Genomic DNA, 20,664 nt, shown 5'->3' on the forward strand with positions numbered 1-20,664 from the left:
CACCCCTTCCGGAGGTGGCCCCGTGCGCCCCTTGTACGTACCCGTCCGCCTGGCCGCCACCGTCGTGGCCGTCGCCGCTGCCGCCGGCTGCATGAGCGTCGGCGACGACGGTGCGGGCGGGAGGGCCAAGCCGTCGCACTCCGCCGGGCAGCGGGGCGGGGAGGCGTCCGACGGCGGGTCGGGGGTCTCGGGCGGCGGCACCGGGATCGGTGTCGCCTCGGCCGACGGCGAGCGCGGGCGCGGCAAGGGCCGGAAGGGCGGGAAGGGCAAGCACGGCAAGCCGGGGGAGGCGGCGTCCCCCGAGGAGTCGCCGACCGCCGCGGCGAGCGCGTCCGCGCCGGGGCGCGAGCCGGGGAAGCCGGGGAAGCCGGGGAAGCCGGACCAGCCCGTGCCGAAGCCGCCGGCTCCGCCCACTCCCACCCGGACGGCCGATCCGGAACCGACGCCGACGCCGCAGGAGCCGACGGCGTCCCCGGAACCGACGCCGGAGCCGTCGTCGTCGGCGCACGAGCCGCCGGGGCCGCAGCTGGAGCAGCGGGAACCGGCGCCGGAGGCCGGGGCGCCGGCGTAGCGTCCGTCCCGGGCCGCGCGGGTGGTCCGGCACGGCGGGGGCAGCCCGTTGTGGCCGGACGCTGTTGCGGCGGTCACATCAGCGGACCGGTGTTCGTGACGCGGGAACATTTCCGGGCGAGGGTCGGTTGTCAGCACTCGGGACGGGCCTCGGCGCGCTCCCACTGCCGCCCGCACCATTCGGTTTGCCTTGACGGGGCCGGACTGCGTATGGTGGCAGATCGTTTGATCCCATCTTGCCCGGCGCCACCGCAGAGCGCGCCGTGTGGCGCGTACTCTCCCTTGCCGTGGTGGACCGCATTGAGGCGGTCGTATTGCGAATCGCGAATCACGGAGTTGACGGGCGCGTGCCGACGAGACTCCGGAAGGTTTCGCATTCGCATGTCCATCGCCAGTACTGATCACGTCGTCGTGCCCGAGAACGAGGCAGCCGAAGACGCCCCCGAGGTCACTTTCGCCGACCTCGGCCTGCCCGAAGGCGTCGTGCGCAAGCTCGCGCAGAACGGCGTGACCACCCCCTTCCCGATCCAGGCCGCGACCATCCCGGACGCCCTGGCCGGCAAGGACATCCTCGGCCGTGGCCGCACCGGCTCCGGCAAGACCCTCTCCTTCGGTCTGCCGACCCTGGCCACGCTGGCCGGCGGTCGCACCGAGAAGCACAAGCCGCGCGCCGTCATCCTGACCCCGACGCGTGAGCTCGCCATGCAGGTCGCCGACGCGCTCCAGCCCTACGGCGACGTCCTCGGCCTGAAGATGAAGGTCGTCTGCGGCGGTACGTCCATGGGCAACCAGATCTACGCCCTGGAGCGGGGCGTCGACGTCCTGGTCGCCACCCCGGGCCGGCTGCGCGACATCATCAACCGCGGCGCCTGCTCCCTGGAGAACGTGGAGATCGCGGTCCTCGACGAGGCCGACCAGATGTCCGACCTGGGCTTCATGCCCGAGGTCACCGAGCTGCTGGACCAGGTTCCGGCGGGCGGCCAGCGGATGCTGTTCTCCGCGACCATGGAGAACGAGATCAAGACCCTGGTCGACCGGTACCTGAAGGACCCGGTCAGCCACGAGGTCGACGCCGCGCAGGGCGCCGTGACGACCATGTCGCACCACATCCTCATCGTGAAGCCCAAGGACAAGGCGCCGGTCACCGCGGCCATCGCCTCCCGCAAGGGCCGCACGATCATCTTCGTCCGGACCCAGCTGGGCGCCGACCGCGTCGCCGAGCAGCTGCGCGACGCCGGGGCGAAGGCCGACGCGCTGCACGGCGGCATGACCCAGGGCGCGCGGACGCGGACTCTGGCCGACTTCAAGGACGGGTACGTCAACGTGCTCGTCGCGACCGACGTCGCCGCGCGCGGTATCCACGTCGACGGCATCGACCTGGTGCTGAACGTGGACCCGGCCGGTGACCACAAGGACTACCTGCACCGGGCGGGCCGCACCGCGCGGGCCGGCCGCACGGGCACGGTCGTCTCCCTCTCGCTCCCGCACCAGCGGCGGCAGATCTTCCGCCTGATGGAGGACGCGGGCGTCGACGCCACGCGTCACATCATCCAGAGTGCCGGCGCCTTCGACCCGGAGGTCGCCGAGATCACCGGCGCCCGGTCGATGACCGAGGTGCAGGCCGAGTCCGTGGGCAACGCCGCGCAGCAGGCCGAGCGCGAGGTCGCCCAGCTCACCAAGGAGCTGGAGCGGGCCCAGCGGCGTGCGAACGAGCTGCGTGAGGAGTCCGACCGGCTGCTCGCCCGGGTCGCCCGCGAGCGGGGCGAGGAGCCTGCCGCGGTGGTGGCCGGTGAGTCCGCCGAGGCTCCGGCGGGCGTCGAGGTGTCCGTGCCGGAGCAGCCGACCGCGAAGGACGTCGAGCGCGAGGACCGCGCCGAGGCTTCCGCGCCGTACGAGCGGCGGGAGCGTCGCGAGGACCGCGGTGGCTTCCGTCGTGACGACCGTGGTGGCCGTTCCTTCGACCGGGACCGTGACCGTGACCGTGGTGGGCGTTCGTTCGAGCGTCGCGACGACCGTGGTGGCTTCAACCGGGACCGCGACCGGGACCGTGACCGTGGCGGTCGCTCCTTCGACCGTGGGGACCGTGGCGGCTTCCGCCGGGACGACCGGGCCGACCGGGGCGACCGCGGCGACCGTGGCGGCTTCCGTCGTGACGACCGTGGTGGCCGTTCCTTCGACCGGGACCGTGACCGTGACCGTGGTGGGCGTTCGTTCGAGCGTCGCGACGACCGCGGTGGCCTCAACCGCGACCGTGACCGTGGCGGCTTCCGCCGGGACGAGCGCGGCGGGCACCGGGGCAGCGACCGTCCCTTCAACCGCGACCGCCGGGACGACCGTCCGGGCTACCGCTCCGGCGGCCACGACCGTCCCTACGGCCGTCGTGACGACCACCGTGGCGGCGGTTCCTTCGGCCGCCGCGAGGACAAGCCGCGCTGGAAGCGCAACGGCTGACGCTCGGCGTCAGTGACCCGCACCGGGCCTGTTTCCCCCTTCGGCACGGCCGGGTCCCCGATACCTGATCGGAGACTCGGCCACCTCGGGCTATGCTCGTGGGGGCAACATCGCCTGGGGCCCTTAGCTCAATTGGCAGAGCAGTGGACTTTTAATCCATTGGTTGTGGGTTCGAGTCCCACAGGGCCTACCTGAGGCAGCGCCCGAGTCGACTTCGGTCGGCTCGGGCGCTGCTGCGTTCTCCGGTTCTCACATGCCGGCCGCTGCCGGGCTCAGCCCGTCGCCAGCATCCCCGACCGGAGTCGCGCCACGGTCCGGGCGATCAGCCGGGACACGTGCATCTGGGAGATGCCGAGGCGCTTGCCGATCTCCGCCTGGGTGAGTTCCTCCACGAAGCGCAGGTGGAGGATGAGGCGCTGGCGTTCGTCGAGTTCGGCGATCAGGGGGGCCAGCGCGTGGAAGTCCTCGACGAGTTCCAGGGCCGGGTCCTCCTCGCCGATGAACTCGGAGAGCTTCGAGTCGCTGTCCTCGGAGTCGCCGCTGACCGTGGCGTCCAGGGACGAGGACAGGTAGCCGTTCGCCGCGACCTGGGCCTCGACGACCTCCTCCTCGGACAGGTTCATCAGCGCCGCCAGCTCCGCGACCCTCGGCGCGCGGCCGAGGCGGGAGGCCAGTTCCTCGGTGGCCTTGGCGAGTTCCGTACGGGCCTCCTGGAGGCGGCGCGGCACGTGCACGGCCCAGGACGTGTCGCGGAAGAACCGCTTGATCTCGCCGACGATGTACGGCACCGCGAAGCTGGTGAACTGGACCTCGCGGGAGACCTCGAAGCGGTCGATGGCCTTGATGAGGCCGATGACGCCGACCTGGACGACGTCCTCCATCGCCTGGCCGCTGCTGCGGAACCGGCGGGCCGCGAACCGCACCAGCGACATGTTCATCTCGATGAGCGTGTTGCGCGCGTACTGGTGTTCGGGCGTGCCTTCCTCCAGTACGGCGAGCCGGTCCAGGAACTGTCCGGTCAGCTCGCGCGCGTCCTGCGGGGCGAGCTTCTGCGGCTCCGCGATCTGCGGCAGGTCCGCACCGGTGGCGGTGCGGGAATCCGTCGTCGTGCCGATGCGCATGGTCGCCGTCACGGGCCCTCCCTCGTAGTCCGGCCCGCTCCCATCCCCCGACAGGCCACCTCCCGCCCCGCTACCCGCACTTGCCGGGCTCATGCCCTGGGCACCTCGCTCCGAGACGTAGACCACAGTCGACGCAGGTCGAGGCGTTGTCGGGGTATTCGGACCAGGAATGCGGAGGGGAGGTCGAGGGATGCGAGGAGCGGACAGTTGTCGTTTGACAACCATAGTCGCAAAGCAACAAAGTAGCCGTGGCGAAGGGGTACGGGGAAGGATCCGGAATGTACAACCCGGTGCCACGGCGGGCAGTTCAGGCAGTCCGGGTCTCGGATGCGGGGACGTCGTCGGAGTCGTCGTGTATCTGGGCCGCCGCCGCGTCGCAGAACGCCTCCAGCCCCTGGAGCAACGCCACCCGCTTCGCGGCGGGCATCTGGTCGAGCACCGCGCGCAGCGCCTGCTCCCGGCGGATGCGCAGGTCGGCCAGGAAGGCCCGGCCCCGGCTGCTGAGCTGCAGGCGCACCTCGCGCCGGTCCACCGCACTCACCACGCGCTCGACGAACCCGGCCGCCTGCAACCGGTCGCAGAGCCGGCTGGTCGAGGGCGGGGTGGAGGCGAGGGAGTCGGCCAGGGTGCGCAGGTTGATGCCCTCGTGGTGTTCGAGGATGAGCAGCACGCGCAGCTGGGACGCGGAGGCGGGTGCCGTCGAGGCCCGGCCCCACAGGACCTCCAGCAACTCCGCAGCCGTGGAGGTCACACGCGCGACCTCTGCTGGCTCAGGGCGGGGTCGGAGGGAAGTCACAGTCACACTCTCGCAGGCACCGGGGTGGCCGTCAGCGTACTAGGCGTGCGGACGGCGGGGGCCGAAGCCGGCGCGGGGACGGCCGGCGCCCACCGCGCCCGCCGCCGCGCGTGCCCGCCCCGTACCGGATGACCTGCGCTCCGGACCCGTACCCGTGGATTCGTAGACGACCGATCAGAGAGAGGTGTGTTGACCGAAATGACCATGATCATGGACAGATTCATGGCCGCCGAGCGCGCGTTGCGCACGGCGGCCCCCCACCAACTGCTGGACGCGGTCCGTCGTGTACTGACCGATCAGTACGCGGCGGACTCCGTCGAGCTGTTTCTGGCCGACTACGGGCTGACGGTGCTTCAGCCGGTGTCCGTGCTGCCTCACACCCTCCAGCCGGTGTCCGTGCACAACAGCCCGGCGGGACGGGCCTTCGGCGCGCAGGTGCCGTACCTGGACCCCCTTTCCGACAGCCGCGTGCGCGCGCATCTGCCGGTCACCGTGCGCGGCGACCGGCTCGGCGTGCTGACGGTGACCCTGCCCAGCGGCGCGCACCTCGACGGCTGCCTGGGTGAACTGGCCGAGATCGCCGAGGTGCTCGGGCACGAGGTGGTGGTGGCCGAGCGGGACACCGACCTGTACCTCCAGGCGCGCCGCAAGGACCGGCTGACCCTGGCCGCCGAGATGCAGTGGCAGTTGCTGCCCGGCCGCTCCTGCGCCCGCCCCGAGTACGAGCTGGGCGCGCAGCTGGAACCGGCGTACGCGATCTTCGGCGACAACTTCGACTGGTCCGCCACGGCCGACCGGCTCAGTCTCTACGTCACCAACGGCATGGGCGAGGGCATAGAGGCCTCCCTGCTGACGAACCTGGCGATCAACGCCCTGCGCAACGCGCGCCGGGCCGGCCTGCACCTCGCCGACCAGGCGGCCCTGGCCGACCAGGCGGTGTACGCCCACTACCGGGGCCGCTGCTACCTGTCCGTGCTCATGCTCGACTTCGAGCTGGCCACCGGGCGGGTCCGGGCCGTGGACGCCGGTTCCCCGCAGCTGCTGCGGCTGCGCCGGGGCGCGGTGGAGCGGGTGCCCTTCGACGCCCAGCTGCCGCTCGGCATGTTCGAGGAGACCGACTACGTCGTCCAGGAGTTCCGGGCCGAGCCCGGCGACCGGCTGGTCTTCGTCAGCGACGGGGTGTACGACGTGGCCTCGCCGGGCGGAGAGGCGTACGGGGACGCCGCCCTGGCCCGGGCGATCCAGTCGACCCGGCTGCTCCCGGCCGCCGAGGTGCCCCGGGCCATCCTGCGCGAACTGACCGGCCATCGCGGCGGATCCGTCGCGGACGACGACGCCCTGGTGGTGTGTCTGGACTGGCGTGGGAGGCAGGGCACGGGGGAAGGCGCAGGTCATGAGAGTTGACGAGGACTTGTTTGGTGGTGTCGCCCGTCGGCACTAATGTTTGTCATACGGCAAGTAACGGCTGAGGCGCCATGGCGCGACCTCGGTCCGGCCCGTGCAAGGGAGCGATGCAAGTGGCGGTGTCGGAAGAGAACGCGGAGCAGGAGCCGGTCGCACAGCAGGTGAGCGCCTTCCTCGAACGGCGCCGGGAGCAGATCGCCCAACGCTGGGCGGACGCGGCGCTGTTCCGCACGGTCTTCACCGTATCCCGCGACGAGGCGGTCGAGGCGGGCAGGGCGGTGGTGGCGGCGCTGGCCGCGGTGGCGGCCTCCGGGCGGCTGGAGGACATCCGGGCGTCCGGCTTCGAGGCGGTGCGCGACCAGTTGGGGCGCATGGCGGCCTCCCGCGCCCGCACGGGTCTCGACCCGGACGGCGTCGCCAGAGAGGTCGCCGCGCTGCGCGAACCGGCGACCGAGCTGCTGCGCGCCGAGTTCCCGGACCCGTACGCCCCCGAGGCGCAGGAGTGCGTGGTGGGGCTGACCGTGCTCCTCGGCACGCTGCGCCTGGTCGTGATGGAGACCACGGTCAGCGCGGGCGAGGAGGTCATCGCACGGCAGCGCGAGCAGCTGCACGAGGTGGCCACCCCGGTGATCAAGCTCTGGGAGAGCACGGTCGCCGTTCCGCTGATCGGCACGCTGGACAGCGCCCGCAGCCAGGTGGTCATGGAGAGCCTGCTGGACGCGATCGTCGCCGAGCGCGCCCGGTACGCCATCCTCGACATCACCGGCGTGCCCACGGTCGACTCGCTGGTCGCCCAGCACCTGATGAAGACGGTGGCGGCGGCCCGGCTGATGGGCGCCGAGTGCATCGTCTCCGGGATCCGGCCCGCGATCGCGCAGACCATAGTCCACCTGGGCATCGACCTCGGTACGGTGCTCACGCGCGCGAGCCTGGCGGACGCCCTGGCCTACGCGCTCAGCCGGCAGGGCGTCGCCATCGCGCCGGTCCCGGCTGCCGACGCGGGAGCGCGGTGACCGGGGCCGGGGGGAACGGTCCCGCCGGGTACGGGCACCCGGGGGCCGGGGCCGCGGGCGGGCACGCCTTCACGGTCCCCGTCCTCAAGCTGGGCGACATCCTGCTGGTCACCCTCCAGGGGGAGTTGCACGACGGCATGGCCGAGCAGCTCCAGCAGGACATCACGGACCGGATCGCGCACACCCGGGTGACCGGTGTGGTCATCGACATCTCCGGCGTGGAGATCGTCGACTCCTTCCTGGGGCGGGTCCTCGCCGAGATCGCCGCGGGAGCCGAACTGCTGGCCGCCCGTACGGTGCTGGCCGGGATGCGCCCGGCGGTGGCGATCACCCTGGTCGAGCTGGGCCTCACCCTGCCCGGACTGCTGACCGCCCTGGACGTCGAACGCGCGATGGAGCTGCTCACCGCCGGTGAGCGTGAGGGCGAGGGGAGTCCGTGATGCAGGCCTCGCGCCATGCCGCCCCGGCCAGCCTGCCGATCGGCTCGGACGCCGACCTGGCCTGGGTACGGCAGCAGGTCCGGCAGGCCGCCGCCGAGCTCGGCTTCGGGCTGGTGCAGCAGACCAAGCTCGTCACCGCCGCCAGCGAGCTGGCCCGCAACACCCTCGTCCACGGCGGAGGCGGCCATGTGATGATCACCCCGCTGGACACCGGGCAGTCGCACGGGCTGCGGCTGACCTTCGTCGACGCCGGGCCCGGGATCAGGGACCTGGACCAGGCGATGACCGACGGCTACACCAGCGGCGGCGGACTGGGCCTCGGGATGAGCGGGGCGAAGCGCCTGGTCCAGGAGTTCGATGTGGAGAGCCGGCCCGGCGAGGGGACCACCGTCACCGTGACGGCCTGGGCGACCGCCCTGCCGCCGTCCCGACCGGGGGCGTGATGAGCAGGGTCTGGGACGTACCGGTGGACGACTCGACCCGGGTGCGGGACGTCCGGGTGGCGGCCGAGGAGGCCAGTGCGTGCGCCGGGCTCGGCACCCACCGCACGGCGACCGCGGCGCTGGTGGCGACGGAGCTGGCGACCAACCTGATCCGGCACGCGGACGGCGGGCGCATGCTCGTCAATCTCGTCGAGCGCGCGCACAGCGGCGGGCCCCGCCAGTCGGTGCAGCTCGTCTCGCTCGACCACGGCCCCGGCATCCCGGACATCGCGGTGGCGATGCGCGACGGCTACACCACCGCGTCCTCCCTGGGCGCCGGCCTCGGCACGTGCCGGCGCATAGCGAACGACTTCGACCTGCACAGCGCCCCCGGACGGGGCACGGTGGCCGTGGCGCGCATCGACCACGAACCGCCCGCACGCCGGACCGGGACGCCCCCGCAGGGCCCGCGCGCGGGTGGCGTCAACGTCCCGCTGGGCCGGGCCGAGCACTCCGGCGACGCCTGGAGCCACCTGAGCGACGGCGACCGCCTCACCCTCCTGCTCGCCGACGGGCTCGGTCACGGGGCCAAGGCCGCGGAGGCGTCCGACGCCGCGGTGAAGGAGCTGCGCGGGGCGGCGGGCCTGCCCCCGGCCGAGATCCTGCGGCACCTCGGCCGGGCCCTGCGCCCCACCCGGGGCGCGGCCGTCGCGGTGGCCCAAATCGACCTCGCATCAGGGCGGTTGAACTTCGCCGGGATCGGCAACGTCGGTGCCCGCCTGCGCACCGGCGGTACGTGGAAGCCGCTGCTGTCCCAGCCCGGCATCGTGGGCGCCCAGGCCCCGGCGTCGGTGCCCGTGCAGCGGGAGCCGTGGCAGGACGACAGCCTCCTCGTCCTGCACAGCGACGGCCTGCCCAGCCGCTGGACGTCACCCGACGACACCGTGCTCCTCGGCTGCGACCCGGCGCTGATGGCCGCGGTGATCCTCAGGGACGCGGGCAGCGCGGCCCGTCCGGTGAGCGACGACACGTGTGTGGCCGTACTCGGCGGCGGCACTGCGGCGCGCCGCACCGACTCACCGGGCTGAGCAGCAGGAACCGGGCGTTGGCGTCGAGACCGGGTGGGTGCGCAGCCCGGTGTCACGAGGTGTCGCTGCGTCCGCAGAGGGGACCCCGTCGCCGCAGCGGTATGAGTGCCCGCAGTCGGGGCCGTGTTGTCCAAGCCCCGGCCCAGCGCCCTCCCCGGTTCAGCGCGCCCGCCCGGCCCAGCGCCCGCGCCCCGGCCCCGTCAGCCGGTCCCGTTCGTCCCGCCCGGGCGGGGAAAGCCCCCCTCCTGGGCGGCGAGAAACCCCCGCAACCCCGTGCTCAGCGCTGCCCGTTCCGCCGGTGCCATCGCTGCCAGGGCCGTGGCCAGGGCCTCGGCGCGCCGGGCCGCGACATCGCCCAGGACGTGCTGTCCGTGGGTGGTGAGCCACAGTTGCACCTCGCGGCGGGTGTCGGGGTGCGGGGCGCGCTCCAGGAGGCCGGCCGCCGCGAGGCGGTCGCAGAGGCGGCTGGCCGTGGGGAGGCCTATGTCCAGCCGGTCGGCCAGGGTCGTGAGGTTCAGGCCTGGCGCCGCCTCCAACGTGCGCAGTGCGCGCAGCTGGTGCAGGGAAAGACGCAGGGACGCGTCCTGGGCGGCGACCGACCAGAGGGTCGCCAGGCTGTCCACCGCATCGGCGATCTGTGACGCGACGGCCTCCGGGCCGTCGCCCGGTCTCCTCGCCCGGTGGTCACCGGGGCCGCCGAGTTCGGTCACGAAACGGTCACTTTCCATAAGCTCCGGGTACTGCTGAGGTCGCCCTCTTTCAAAGGCTGTACCCGATGAGCCGAGGGGCAAGCAGTTCCGTTCGCCGTCCGGCAGCGGCCGGGAGGTGCTAGCCGGCGCTCAGCTCCGTCAGCGCGGCGAGCGGCAGCGTGTGCTGCGTCTGGAGGACTTTCGCGCGCAGATAGCGGACGTTGTGCGCGGTGGTGAAGACACCCGTGGGGATCCGGTCGCGGACGTCGACGCCCAGGGCGCGCAACTGGTCCGCCTTGTCGGGGTTGTTGGAGAGCAGGTCCAGTTCGCCGATGCCCAGGGCCCGCAGCATCTGGGCCGCCGCCGTGTAGTCGCGGGCGTCCTCGGGCAGCCCCAGGGCCGCGTTCGCCTCGTACGTGTCGAGGCCCTCGTCCTGGAGGGCGTACGCGTCGAGCTTGTTGTAGAGGCCGATGCCCCGGCCCTCCTGGCGGAGGTAGAGGAGCACGCCGCCGCGGTCGGCTATGCGCTCGACGGCCTCGCGCAGCTGCGGCCCGCAGTCGCAACGGGCCGAGCCGAACACGTCCCCGGTCAGGCACTCGGAGTGCAGCCGCACCAGCGGAACCGGGCCGGGCTCGCCCAGGACGACGGCCACGTGCTCCTGGCCGTCGGCCAGACCGTGGAAGGTGACGAGTTCGGCGTCGGCCTCGTAACCGTCCTGGAAGCGCAGCGGGACCCGGACACGGGAGCGCGGGGTGGCGACGACGGTGGGGGTGTCGGGCATGCGGGGCCTCCGGGTTCCGTTCCTGTTCGGCTGCACAGCCGTCTGCCGGACTGCTTCAGATTTGAAGCAGATCCGTGATCGGAACCCTACTCTTGCTTAAAATTTGAAGCAATGACCGTCAGGGTCTTGTGACGTGCCTCACGAACAGGACGTCGACGACCTCCGCCGCCACGGCACGTCGTCCGACGCCGGACGCGCCCCGTCCTCCTGGAGCCCCTGTGCGATCGCCGAGGAGATCTCCTCCAGCTGCCCCACCTGCTCCTCGCTGAGCCGGTCGAACAGGAAACTCCGCACGGTCTCGACATGCCCGGGCGCGGCGCGCTCCAGCACGGCGAACCCCTCGTCGGTCAGGGCCGCGATGCTCCCCCGCTTGTCGTACCGGCAGGCCTCGCGCCGCAGCATGCCGTCCTTCTCCAGCCGCGTCACCGCGTACGTCAGCCGGCTGCGCGTGATCTTCAGCCGCTCGGCGAGGTCGGTCATGCGCAGCCGCCGTTCCGGGGACTCGGACAGGACGGACAGGATGGAGTAGTACAGGTGGGGCATGCCGGCGTCCTGCTGGAGCTGCCGGTCGATCGCGTCCTCCAGGAGCAGCGAGGCGGCGATGTACGCGCGCCAGGCGCGTTGCTCCTCGGGGGTGAGCCAGCGATTCGTCATGCCACCAGTGTAGGTTTGTTTCAAACTTGAACCAAGCCCGCCGTCCGGCCCAGTCAGTCCACTCCACTCCAGTCCGGTCGAGCCCAGCCCCGCCTCCGTGACCCGAGCCGCCGAGGAGCGCGTCGATGCCCCACCCGTACGTCCTGCTGTCCGCCGCCGTCTCCCTCGACGGCTACCTGGACGACACCGGCCCCGAACGCCTGCTCCTGTCCAGCCCGGCCGACTTCGACCGGGTCGACGAGGTCCGGGCCTCCGTCGACGCGATCCTGGTCGGCGCGGGGACCATCCGTGCCGACAACCCGCGGCTGCTGGTCAACTCACCCGTGCGGCGTGCCGCCCGCACGGCCGCCGGCCTGCCGGAATACCCGCTGAAGGTCACCGTCAGCGGCACCGGCGACCTCGACCCGGAGGCGCGGTTCTGGCACACCGGCGGCGAGAAGGTCCTCTACACCACCGACGAGGGCGCCGAACGCGCCCGGGCCCGCGGCCTCGCCGCGGACGTCGTCCCGCTCGGCGCCGGCCTCGACTGGCGGCGCCTCCTCACCCACCTGCACGACGTACGCGGGGTGCGCCGGCTCATGGTCGAGGGCGGCGGTCTGATCCACACCCAACTGCTCACCCAGGGCCTCGCCGACGAACTCCAGCTGGTCCTCGCCCCGCTCTTCGTGGGCGACCCCGACGCCCCCCGCCTCTTCGGGCCCGGCGGCTACCCGCCCGGCCGGCTCCGGCTGCTGGAGACCCGGCGGATCGAGGACGTGGTCCTCATGCGCTACGAGCCGACCGCCCCGGGCACCGGCTCCCTCCCCACCGCCGCCGACCACCGCTGGCTCGCCCTCGCCTGCGAACTGGCCGCGCAGTGTCCGCCGTCGGACACGGCGTTCAGCGTCGGCGCGGTGGTGGTCGCGGCCGACGGTACGGAACTGGCCCGCGGCCACTCCCGCGAGGGCGGCGACGCGGTCGTGCACGCGGAGGAGGCGGCCCTGGCGAAGACCGACCCGGCCGACCCGAGGCTCACCGGCGCGACGGTCTACAGCAGCCTGGAGCCCTGCGCCCGCCGCGCCTCCCGCCCCGCACCCTGCGCCCGGCTGATCCTCGACGCGGGCGTGCGGCGGGTCGTCACGGCCTGGCGCGAGCCGGACACCTTCGTGGCGGGGGCCGACGGCAGCGGCGTCCTGGCGGCCGGGGGAGCGGAGGTCGTCGTCCTGCCTGAGTACGAGGGGCAGGCGAAGGCTCCGAACCGCCACCTGCTGAGCTGAACCGGCGGGTGTGCGCGAGCGGTCCCGCGGATGGCGTACACTGGAGACACAACGACGCGGGGTGGAGCAGCTCGGTAGCTCGCTGGGCTCATAACCCAGAGGTCGCAGGTTCAAATCCTGTCCCCGCTACTGAAGGCCGAGGGCCGGAATCCGAAAGGGTTCCGGCCCTCGGTGCATGTCGGGCCTTCATCGTCACGGGCAGTGAGTGAACCGCCCCGCTCCGCTGCCCAGCTGACGCGTCGTCAAAACCCGTGAATCACTTGCGGAGCGGCCAACTCGTCCGATTTGAGCTGGTCGTGGCAGGTAAGTCCGCGCGAAAAAGGTTAATGATCAAGCGGAATCGCTGGAATACCCACCGCGCGTCTATTAACGTTCGATAACGCAGCGCGGTCGTCCCAGCCGTCACAGAAGGCGGCTCCGTGCGCACGCGCCGAATCCCGAAAGGGAACCGGGGAACCACCACTTGGGGTGAATCGGGCGGATATCGCCGTGGAAGCACGGTTGGTATACGCGCGTAGGAGACCTTCCTGCTCCGAACCCGTCAGCTAACCCGGTAGGCGAGAAGGAAGGAAAGGAGTACGCCCACGTGGCGTCCAACCGGCCTGCCCCCGCGGCCCCGCCCGCGCCCCACCAGCGCGACACCGAGACCTTCGGCTTCGGCGGTCACCGCACCGACGAGGGCCCGTTCCAGGAGTGGAACCCCACCGCGGAGTCCATCCGTCCCGTCCGTGGCCGGCATCGCGTCACCAAGCAGCGCGGCGGAGGACTCGCCCGCAGCTCCACCGTCCTCGGCGTCGGCGTCATAGCCGCCGTGGGCGCGGGCGGCATCGCCAGCGCCCAGACCGGCAAGCCGCCGGTGTCGATCTCCGTGCCGGACCTGCCCTCGGTGGGTTCCCTCATCTCGGACGACGACACCCCCGAAGGTTCCGCCACCCCGCTCAGCGACCTCGCCACGGCGTCCGCCGAGACCGACCAGGGCGGCTCCGGCGCCGGCGAGGCGCTGCGCGCCCGGATCATGGCCCAGGTCGAGCGCCAGCAGGAGCAGATCGAGACCAAGGCCGCACAGGACGCCGCGAAGGCCGCCGAGAAGGCGGCCGCGGAAGCCGCCGCCAAGGCGGAGCAGGAAGCCAAGGCCAAGGCCGCCGAAGCCAAGAAGAAGGCGGAGGAGGAGGCCCGGAAGAAGGCCGAGGCCGAGCGGCTCGCCGCCCTCGCCAAGCAGTTCACGCTGCCGACCTCCTCGTACACCCTCACCTCCACCTTCGGTCAGGCCGGCGCCTACTGGTCCTCCGGCTACCACACGGGTCTGGACTTCGCCGCGCCCACGGGTACCCCGATCAAGGCGGTGCACAGCGGCACCATCACCGAGGCCGGCTGGAACGGCTCCTACGGCTACAAGACGGTCCTGACCCTCGATGACGGCACGGAGATCTGGTACGCGCACCAGTCCTCCATCGGCGTCAGCGTCGGGCAGAAGGTCAGCACGGGCGACGTCATCGGCCGCGTCGGCGCCACCGGCAACGTCACCGGCGCCCACCTGCACCTCGAGGTCCACTCCGGTGGTTCCTCCAGCGGCATCGACCCGATGGCGTGGCTGCGGGGCAAGGGCCTCACTCCCTGAGCCTCACCCCCCGAGCAGCGCACGCCAGTTGAAGCACCGGCGGTCCTGATGACGACCCCCCGACGTCAGGGCTGCCGGTTTTCGGTTGTTCACGATCGCGGGACTGCGTTCACGCGGTTTTCGCATCCGACGCGGAATGAGCCGCTCTCGTACGGTCGTTGACGTGGAGCATGACTTCTCTTCGCAAGCTCGGCTCCTCCGACCTCGAGGTCTTCCCGCTCGCCCTCGGCGGCAACGTCTTCGGCTGGACCGCCGGCGAGGACCGGTCCTTCGCCGTCCTCGACGCGTACACCGCCGCCGGCGGCAATTTCGTCGACACCGCCGACGTCTACTCGGCGTGGGTCGACGGCAACCAGGGCGGCGAGTCCGAGACCATACTCGGCAAGTGGCTCGAGGCGCGCGGCAACCGCTCCGACGTCGTCGTCGCCACCAAGGTCGGCCAGCACCCCGAGTTCCAGGGCCTGTCCGCCGCCAACATCAAGGCCGCCGCCGACGCTTCCCTGCGGCGCCTGCGGACCGACTACATCGACCTCTACTACACCCACTTCGACCGGCCCGACGTGCCGGTCGAGGAGATCATCGGCGCGCTCGACGAACTGGTGAAGGCCGGCAAGGTGCGGCACATCGCGGCCTCCAACATCTCCGCGGAGCGGCTGCGGGCGTCCCTGGAGTTCTCCGACCGTGAGCGCCTCGCCCGGTACGTGGCCCTCCAGCCCCACTACAACCTGGTCTCCCGCGACACCTACGAGGGCGAGCTCCAGGACCTGGCCGAGCAGGCGGGCCTCGCGGCCGTCCCCTACTACGCGCTCGCGTCCGGCTTCCTCACGGGCAAGTACCGGCCCGGTACGACCGTCGAGAGCGCGCGGGCGGGCGGTGCCGCCAAGCACCTGGAGACCGAGCGGGGCCTCCGGGTCCTCGACGCCCTCGACGAGATCGCCGCGGCCCATGACGCCCCCGTCGCCACGGTCGCCCTGGCCTGGCTCGCCGCCCAGCCCACGGTGGCCGCGCCGATCGCCTCGGCGCGGACGGTGGAGCAGCTGCCCGCGCTGCTGGAGGTCGGGCGGCTGACCCTGACGGACGCGGAGGTGGGACGGCTCACGGAGGCTTCCGCCTGAGAACGCCCCGGGCCGGGCTCGGTGCCTTTCCGGCTACGAGCGGTACGGGTTGTACGCGGGGTACGGCGTCGGATGGCTGTACCCGTACGCCCCGTACACCGGCCAGGGCGGTGCCGCCACCGGGACCGGAGGGGCCGTGAGCCGCGCCGCGTGGTCCAGCGCGGGGCGGGCGGCCTCCCGGCGCCGCCACAGCTCGTCGAGCAGTTCCCGTTCCCGGACGACGAAGTCGGCACCACCGGTCCGGCCCTTGCGGCCCCGGTGCCGGAGGAACGCCAGGGACGTCGCGTACCCCTCGTACTGCGCCACCGCCCGTGCCGCCGCCCTGCCCGCGTGGCGGCGGGCGTACTGGCGGGCGATCCGCCGGGCCCGCATCGAGCCGAGCGCGTACGGCTCCGCCGGGGACAGCCACCCGGCCACGGCGTACGCGGGCAGTTCCGTCTGCACGGTCCGCAGCTCCCGCTGCCGTGTCCAGACCACCAGCCAGGTCAGCAGCCCGAAGATGGGCACCATGAACGCCGCGTACACGGCGAAGAACCCGTACTCACCGAACGAGGACGAGCCGTTCCACATCGCGTGCATGCCCATCGCGAGCAGCAGCCCGGAGAGCGGGAAGGCGACCCGGCGGACGGGCCGGCCGTCCGCCGTGAGCGCGGCGATGCCGAAGCCGATGCCGGTCAGCACGGTGAAGAGCGGGTGCGCGAAGGGCGACATGATGACGCGCACGAAGAAGGTCGCCGCCGTGACGGAGGCGATGCCGCTGTGGCCGGTGAGCTGGTCGGTGCCGAAGGCCATGCCCAGGTAGAGGATGTTCTCCGTGAACGCGAAGCCGGTCGCGGTCACACCGGCCAGCACGACCCCGTCGACGATGCCGGTGAAGTCGCGGCGCCGGAAGAGGAAGACCAACAGGACGGCCGCCGCCTTGGCCGTCTCCTCCACCACCGGGGCTATCACGGTCGCGCCGAGGGTGTCGGCGCTGGACGGGTCCGCGGTCGCCGTCGCTATCCATCTCGTCGCGAAGCTGTTGGCGACGATCGCTATCAGCGCCGCCGCGCAGGCGCCCCAGGCGAAGCAGAACAACAGGTTCCGCCACGGGCCCGGTTCGACCCGGTCCAGCCACCGGAACGTGGCGATGAGCAGCGGGACCGGGAGCGTGGCCAGCCCGAGCCCCACCAGGAACCCCTCCGTGCCGGTCTCCTCGCGGACCAGGGCGAGGATCACGAGGCCGGAGATCGCGAGGAGCGTCGTCAGCGCGGCGTAGCGGACCCAGGTGCGCTGCCACCAGTGGGCGTGCCGCAGGGGGCCGCCGGGGTGCGACGGGAGTGGGGGGCTGGTGGCCACGGCTTCGACCCTAACGACGGATGGGCGCTGTCCGCAGGCGGAGGAGGTGCGGATGCGGTCAGGCGCCGACGGGGGGTTGCTCCACGTGCTGTACGCGACGGAAGAGGAGGTCGTTCACGACATGTCCCTTGTCCAGTCCCTGGCCCTCGAAACGGGTCAGGGGTCGGAAGTCGGGACGCGGCGCGAAACCGCCGTCCGCCTGCGTGTTCTCGAAGTCGGGGTGTGCCGTGAGCACCTCGAGCATCTGCTCGGCGTACGGTTCCCAGTCGGTGGCGCAGTGCACGATCCCGCCCGGCCTGATGCGGGTGGCGGCGAGGCTCAGGAACTCGGGCTGGATGAGCCTGCGCTTGTGGTGCCGCTTCTTGGGCCAGGGGTCGGGGAAGTAGACGCGGAGGCCGTCGAGGGAGTCCGGAAGGAGCATCTCGCGGAGCAGGATGATCGCGTCACCGTTGCCGACCCGGATGTTGGACAGGCCGTTTTTGTCGGCGAGATTGAGCAGATTGCCCTGGCCGGGGGTGTGGACGTCGACGGCGAGGATGTTGGTGCCGGGGTCGGCGGCGGCCATCTGGGCGGTGGCCTCGCCCATGCCGAAGCCGATCTCCAGGACGACGGGGTTGTCGTTGCCGAACAGCTCGGCGAGGTCCAGGGTCCGGCCGCCGTCGATGTCGAGGCCCCACTTGGGCCAGAGCCGCTGGAGCGCGTCGGCCTGCCCGGCGGTCACCCGGCTCCGCCGCGGCTGAAAACTCCGGATCCGCCGCTCGAAGTGCGACCCGGCCGGGTCGGCCTTCGGCCCATCGGGAAAGCGCGGCTCTCCCTTGGCCCGGGTATGCCGGACGGACACACCGGGCGCGTGCCGCGGGTACTCGCCGCCGGGGGTGGACTGGGTGCTTGCGGAACAGTTAACGGAGTCAGACACAGTGCCCCTGATTTTACGGGGCCCGCCCAGCTGCGGGCAGTCGTGCCGCCCGAGCTGCGGGCAGTCGTGCCGCTAGGGGCGGCACGGGTGGGCGCAGCGGCACCTCGTCACGCCGAGCTGCGCAACGCCTCGCCCCCAGCACCAACGCCGAGCACCCCACACACTCACAGCACCTGCAACACCCGCCGAGCCACCTCCCTGCCGATCGGCAAAGAAGCCGTAGCCGCAGGAGACGGCGCGTTCAGCACATGCACCGCCCGATCCCCCTCACGTATCAGAAAGTCATCCACCAGCGTCCCGTCCCGCAGCACCGCCTGCGCCCGCACCCCCGCCGCCGTAGGCACCAGATCCCCCTCCGACACCCCGGGCAACAATCTCCGCACCGCCTCCGCGAACGCCCCCTTGGACAGCGACCGCCGCATCTCCCCCGCCCCGTACCGCCAGTGCCGGCGGGCGATCCGCCAGGAGCCGGGCCAGCTCAGCGTGGCCCCCAGCTCCCGCCACCGGACCGTGCCCCACCCGTACCCCTCGCGGGCCAGCGCCGGTACCGCGTTGGGGCCGACGTGCACACCCCCGTCGATGCCGCGTGTGAGATGCACCCCGAGGAACGGGAACGCCGGGTCGGGCACGGGATACACCAGCCCCCGCACGAGCTCCGGCCGGGCCAGTTCGTAGTACTCGCCGCGGAACGGCACGATCCGCACGTCCGGGTCGTCCCCGGTCAGCCGGGCGATCTCGTCGCAGTAGAGGCCCGCGCAGTTCACCAGCACCCGGCCGCGCACGACGTCGCCGGACGCCGTGAGCACGGCGACCCCCCGCTCGGGCCGGCGGTCGATGCGGACGACCCGCGTGCCGTAGCGGATCTCCGCCCCCGAGCCGCGGGCGAGCTGCCGGGCGACCGCGACGAAGTCGCAGATGCCGGTCGTGCCGACGTGTATCGCCGCCAGGCCCCGCACCTCCGGCTCGTACTCCATGATCTGGGAGGCGCGCAGTTCGCGCACCGGGATGCCGTTCTCCCGGCCGCGCTGCACGAGCGCGTGCAGCCGGGGCAGCTCGGAGCGGTCGGTCGCGACGATCAGCTTGCCGGTGACGGCGTGCGGGATGCCGTACTCGGCACAGAACTTGACCATCTCGGCAGCACCCCGCACCGCGTAGCGCGCCTTGAGGGAGCCGGGACGGTAGTAGATGCCGCTGTGGATGACGCCGCTGTTGCGGCCGGTCTGGTGCCGGGCCGGGCCTGGTTCCTTCTCCAGGACGGTGACACGTGTGCCCGGTGCGGCGCGTGTGATCGCATAGGCCGTCGACAGCCCGACGATCCCACCGCCGATCACCAGTACGTCACAGTCGTACACGGCCCGCACCAGCACCACCTCCCGCTACCGATAGTGCACTGCACCACTGACAGCACGTTCAAACGCCGAGCTGAGCGACGCCGCAAGGGGCGCGGGGAACCGCGCGATCAACAACGGCCGACCGCAGCCGCAAGATCACACAACCCGGGCAGACGGCTCACGCGGGCGCCATCAGCAGGGGCCGGGCACGCTCACGCAGCTCCACCACCCGAGGTTCGTCGCCGTACGGCTCCAGCCGGTGGAGAAGATCCTTGACGTACTCCGTCGTCCGGGCGGAGGAGATCCGCCCGGCGACCTCCACCGCCCGCACCCCCTGCTCGCACGCCGCGTCCAAATTCCCCGACTCCAGTTCGGCGACCGCCGAGACGACCAGCCGCAGCCCGTGCGAGCGGACGAACTCCTCCGTCGGTTTCGACAGCGCCTGCTCGGTGAAGCGGCGGACCTGGCGGGGCGCCTTGAGGTCGCGGTAGCACTCGGCCGCGTCGGCGCAGAAGCGGTCGTAGGAGTAGAAGCCGAGCCAGCTCGGGTCGTTGTCGCCGGAGCGGGCCCGCTCCAGCCAGCTCTCGGCCGCCTTCAGGGCACCGCCGGCCGCCTGGGCGTCACCCGCGCGCGCGTGGGCGCGTGCCTCGACGAGGCGGAAGAAGCTCATGGTCCGGGCCGTGGCCAGACCGCGGTTGCGTTCCAGGGCGGCCTGGGCGAGGTCCACCCCCTCGTCGCCGAAGCCGCGGTAGGTGGCCTGGAGGGACATGGAGGCCAGGACGTAGCCCCCGAGGGGGACGTCCGCCGCCGCCCGGGCCAGGCGCAGGGCCTGGATGTAGTAGCGCTGGGCGGCTTCCTGCTGGCCCGTGTCGAAGGCCATCCAGCCCGCGAGCCGGGTGAGTTCCGCGGAGGCGCCGAAGAGGGCCCGGCCCACCTCGTCGGAGTAGGAGCCGAGCAGCAGGGGGGCCGCCTCCACCCTTAAGCACTCCGGGACCATCGACGAACGCCAGTCGCCGCCGCCGTACTTGGAGTCCCAGCGCCGCGCGTCCTCGGCGGCCTCCCGCAGCTTCTGCACATCGCTGTGGCCGACTTTGAGCGGTGCGCCGGAGCCCTCGCCGGGGCCCACGTCACGCGCGACCGAACTGTCGGCCGGGGTTATCAGCCATCGTGAGGCGGGCGTCGCGTACGCGCTTACCGCGAAGGATCCGGCCAGCGACTGCCAGATGCCGCCGGAGCCGGCGCGGCGGCCGGCGAGGTCGAGGCGGTACAGCTCCGTCGCGGACGTCACCGCCTGCCCGACGTCCCGCGGGAAGGCGAGGCCGACTTCGGGCGCGGGGTCCGCGTCCGCCAGGCCGATCTCGTGGAGCGGTACCGGGCGGCCCAGCTTCTGGCCGATGGCGGCGGCGATCAGGTGCGGCGCCGCACCCTGCGGCACCATGCCCTTGGACACCCAGCGCGCCACCGACGTCTTGTCGTAGCGAAGCGTCAGCCCTCGCTGGGCGCCGAGGTCGTTGACCCGCCGCGCGAGGCCTGCGTTGCTGATTCCCGCGAGGGCGAGAACGGCGCCGAGTTTTTCGTTCGGCCCGCGTTGCTCCCTGGACATGAGCCACCCCTCGACACAGACGGCTGCCGCGCTGGCATAACCATGCGGCATTCGTAAA

General features: G+C 72.3%; 19 protein-coding genes, 2 tRNA genes and 1 riboswitch. Of the genes, 12 read left to right on the forward strand and 9 right to left on the reverse strand.

Going from position 1 to position 20,664, the window contains the following annotated elements; all coding sequences use genetic code 11:
- The first annotated feature begins 22 nt into the window (after window positions 1–22).
- The 3 genes from ABEA82_RS13595 (at window position 23) to ABEA82_RS13605 (ending at window position 3,211) form a co-directional block, all read left to right on the forward strand.
- Window positions 23–571: a hypothetical protein gene (locus tag ABEA82_RS13595; protein ID WP_345661658.1), complete on the forward strand. Its 549-nt coding sequence runs from the start codon at window positions 23–25 to the stop codon at window positions 569–571.
- A gap of 380 nt (window positions 572–951) precedes the next feature.
- Window positions 952–3,021, forward strand: coding sequence for a DEAD/DEAH box helicase (locus tag ABEA82_RS13600; protein WP_345661659.1), 2,070 nt, complete (start codon window positions 952–954; stop codon window positions 3,019–3,021).
- A gap of 117 nt (window positions 3,022–3,138) precedes the next feature.
- Window positions 3,139–3,211: transfer RNA gene (locus tag ABEA82_RS13605), tRNA-Lys, on the forward strand.
- A gap of 82 nt (window positions 3,212–3,293) precedes the next feature.
- Here the strand turns inward: ABEA82_RS13605 and ABEA82_RS13610 are convergent.
- Both ABEA82_RS13610 and ABEA82_RS13615 read right to left on the reverse strand, forming a co-directional pair.
- The gene (locus ABEA82_RS13610) at window positions 3,294–4,142 is read right to left on the reverse strand and encodes an RNA polymerase sigma factor SigF (protein WP_345661725.1); all 849 of its coding nucleotides are present in this window, start codon (window positions 4,140–4,142) and stop codon (window positions 3,294–3,296) included.
- 307 nt (window positions 4,143–4,449) lie between these two features.
- A complete protein-coding gene (locus ABEA82_RS13615) occupies window positions 4,450–4,944 on the reverse strand; it encodes a MarR family transcriptional regulator (protein ID WP_345661660.1) in 495 nt (164 codons plus the stop codon).
- Between the two features lie 204 nt (window positions 4,945–5,148).
- Here ABEA82_RS13615 and ABEA82_RS13620 point away from each other — a divergent pair, with 204 nt between their 5' ends.
- From ABEA82_RS13620 to ABEA82_RS13640, 5 genes are all read left to right on the forward strand, one after another.
- Entirely contained in the window at window positions 5,149–6,342 is a 1,194-nt protein-coding gene (locus ABEA82_RS13620) for a PP2C family protein-serine/threonine phosphatase (RefSeq protein ID WP_345661726.1), read from the forward strand.
- A gap of 107 nt (window positions 6,343–6,449) precedes the next feature.
- Window positions 6,450–7,355, forward strand: a complete 906-nt coding sequence (locus ABEA82_RS13625) for an STAS domain-containing protein (RefSeq protein ID WP_345661661.1) — start codon at window positions 6,450–6,452, stop codon at window positions 7,353–7,355.
- A complete protein-coding gene (locus ABEA82_RS13630; protein WP_423652438.1) occupies window positions 7,352–7,795 on the forward strand; it encodes an STAS domain-containing protein in 444 nt (147 codons plus the stop codon). Before ABEA82_RS13625 ends, ABEA82_RS13630 begins: the two co-directional genes overlap by 4 nt.
- Entirely contained in the window at window positions 7,795–8,238 is a 444-nt protein-coding gene (locus ABEA82_RS13635) for an anti-sigma regulatory factor (RefSeq protein WP_345661662.1), read from the forward strand. The genes ABEA82_RS13630 and ABEA82_RS13635 overlap by 1 nt, the downstream gene beginning before the upstream one ends.
- On the forward strand, window positions 8,238–9,305 hold the full coding sequence (locus ABEA82_RS13640; protein ID WP_345661663.1) for a SpoIIE family protein phosphatase: 1,068 nt from the start codon (window positions 8,238–8,240) through the stop codon (window positions 9,303–9,305). The genes ABEA82_RS13635 and ABEA82_RS13640 overlap by 1 nt, the downstream gene beginning before the upstream one ends.
- Before the next feature lie 200 nt (window positions 9,306–9,505).
- On the opposite strand, the gene ABEA82_RS13645 is transcribed toward ABEA82_RS13640, so the two are convergent.
- The 3 genes from ABEA82_RS13645 to ABEA82_RS13655 all read right to left on the reverse strand — a co-directional run bounded on the left by ABEA82_RS13645 (window position 9,506) and on the right by ABEA82_RS13655 (window position 11,429).
- Window positions 9,506–10,033, reverse strand: coding sequence for a MarR family winged helix-turn-helix transcriptional regulator (locus tag ABEA82_RS13645; RefSeq protein ID WP_345661664.1), 528 nt, complete (start codon window positions 10,031–10,033; stop codon window positions 9,506–9,508).
- Between the two features lie 100 nt (window positions 10,034–10,133).
- Complete coding sequence (locus tag ABEA82_RS13650) at window positions 10,134–10,775, reverse strand: GTP cyclohydrolase II (protein ID WP_345661665.1); 642 nt, start codon at window positions 10,773–10,775, stop codon at window positions 10,134–10,136.
- A 138-nt stretch (window positions 10,776–10,913) separates the two neighbouring features.
- On the reverse strand, window positions 10,914–11,429 hold the full coding sequence (locus ABEA82_RS13655; RefSeq protein WP_345661667.1) for a MarR family winged helix-turn-helix transcriptional regulator: 516 nt from the start codon (window positions 11,427–11,429) through the stop codon (window positions 10,914–10,916).
- Window positions 11,430–11,554: 125 nt separating this feature from the next.
- On the opposite strand from ABEA82_RS13655, the gene ABEA82_RS13660 reads away from it, so the two are divergent.
- The 4 genes from ABEA82_RS13660 (at window position 11,555) to ABEA82_RS13675 (ending at window position 15,418) form a co-directional block, all read left to right on the forward strand.
- Window positions 11,555–12,685 carry a dihydrofolate reductase family protein gene (locus ABEA82_RS13660; protein ID WP_345661668.1) on the forward strand — a complete coding sequence of 377 codons (1,131 nt, stop codon included), beginning with the start codon at window positions 11,555–11,557 and terminating at the stop codon, window positions 12,683–12,685.
- Window positions 12,686–12,740: 55 nt separating this feature from the next.
- A tRNA-Met gene (locus tag ABEA82_RS13665) sits at window positions 12,741–12,814 on the forward strand.
- A 289-nt stretch (window positions 12,815–13,103) separates the two neighbouring features.
- A riboswitch (cyclic di-AMP (ydaO/yuaA leader) is annotated at window positions 13,104–13,260 on the forward strand.
- Between the two features lie 11 nt (window positions 13,261–13,271).
- A complete protein-coding gene (locus ABEA82_RS13670; protein ID WP_345661669.1) occupies window positions 13,272–14,303 on the forward strand; it encodes a M23 family metallopeptidase in 1,032 nt (343 codons plus the stop codon).
- Window positions 14,304–14,473: 170 nt separating this feature from the next.
- Window positions 14,474–15,418, forward strand: coding sequence for an aldo/keto reductase (locus ABEA82_RS13675; protein WP_345661670.1), 945 nt, complete (start codon window positions 14,474–14,476; stop codon window positions 15,416–15,418).
- A 33-nt stretch (window positions 15,419–15,451) separates the two neighbouring features.
- Here ABEA82_RS13675 and ABEA82_RS13680 read toward each other — a convergent pair whose 3' ends face one another.
- From ABEA82_RS13680 to ABEA82_RS13695, 4 genes are all read right to left on the reverse strand, one after another.
- The gene (locus ABEA82_RS13680) at window positions 15,452–16,756 is read right to left on the reverse strand and encodes a PrsW family intramembrane metalloprotease (protein WP_345661671.1); all 1,305 of its coding nucleotides are present in this window, start codon (window positions 16,754–16,756) and stop codon (window positions 15,452–15,454) included.
- Between the two features lie 58 nt (window positions 16,757–16,814).
- Window positions 16,815–17,672 (reverse strand): tRNA (guanosine(46)-N7)-methyltransferase TrmB, encoded by an 858-nt coding sequence (trmB, locus tag ABEA82_RS13685; RefSeq protein WP_345661672.1) that lies wholly within the window; start codon window positions 17,670–17,672, stop codon window positions 16,815–16,817.
- A gap of 164 nt (window positions 17,673–17,836) precedes the next feature.
- Window positions 17,837–19,042, reverse strand: coding sequence for an L-2-hydroxyglutarate oxidase (gene lhgO / locus ABEA82_RS13690; RefSeq protein WP_345661673.1), 1,206 nt, complete (start codon window positions 19,040–19,042; stop codon window positions 17,837–17,839).
- A 139-nt stretch (window positions 19,043–19,181) separates the two neighbouring features.
- On the reverse strand, window positions 19,182–20,606 hold the full coding sequence (locus ABEA82_RS13695) for an NsdA family TPR-like regulatory protein (protein WP_345661674.1): 1,425 nt from the start codon (window positions 20,604–20,606) through the stop codon (window positions 19,182–19,184).
- Between the last annotated feature and the right edge of the window lie 58 nt (window positions 20,607–20,664).

Source organism: Streptomyces venetus (assembly GCF_039540295.1).
Lineage (GTDB): Bacteria > Actinomycetota > Actinomycetes > Streptomycetales > Streptomycetaceae > Streptomyces > Streptomyces venetus.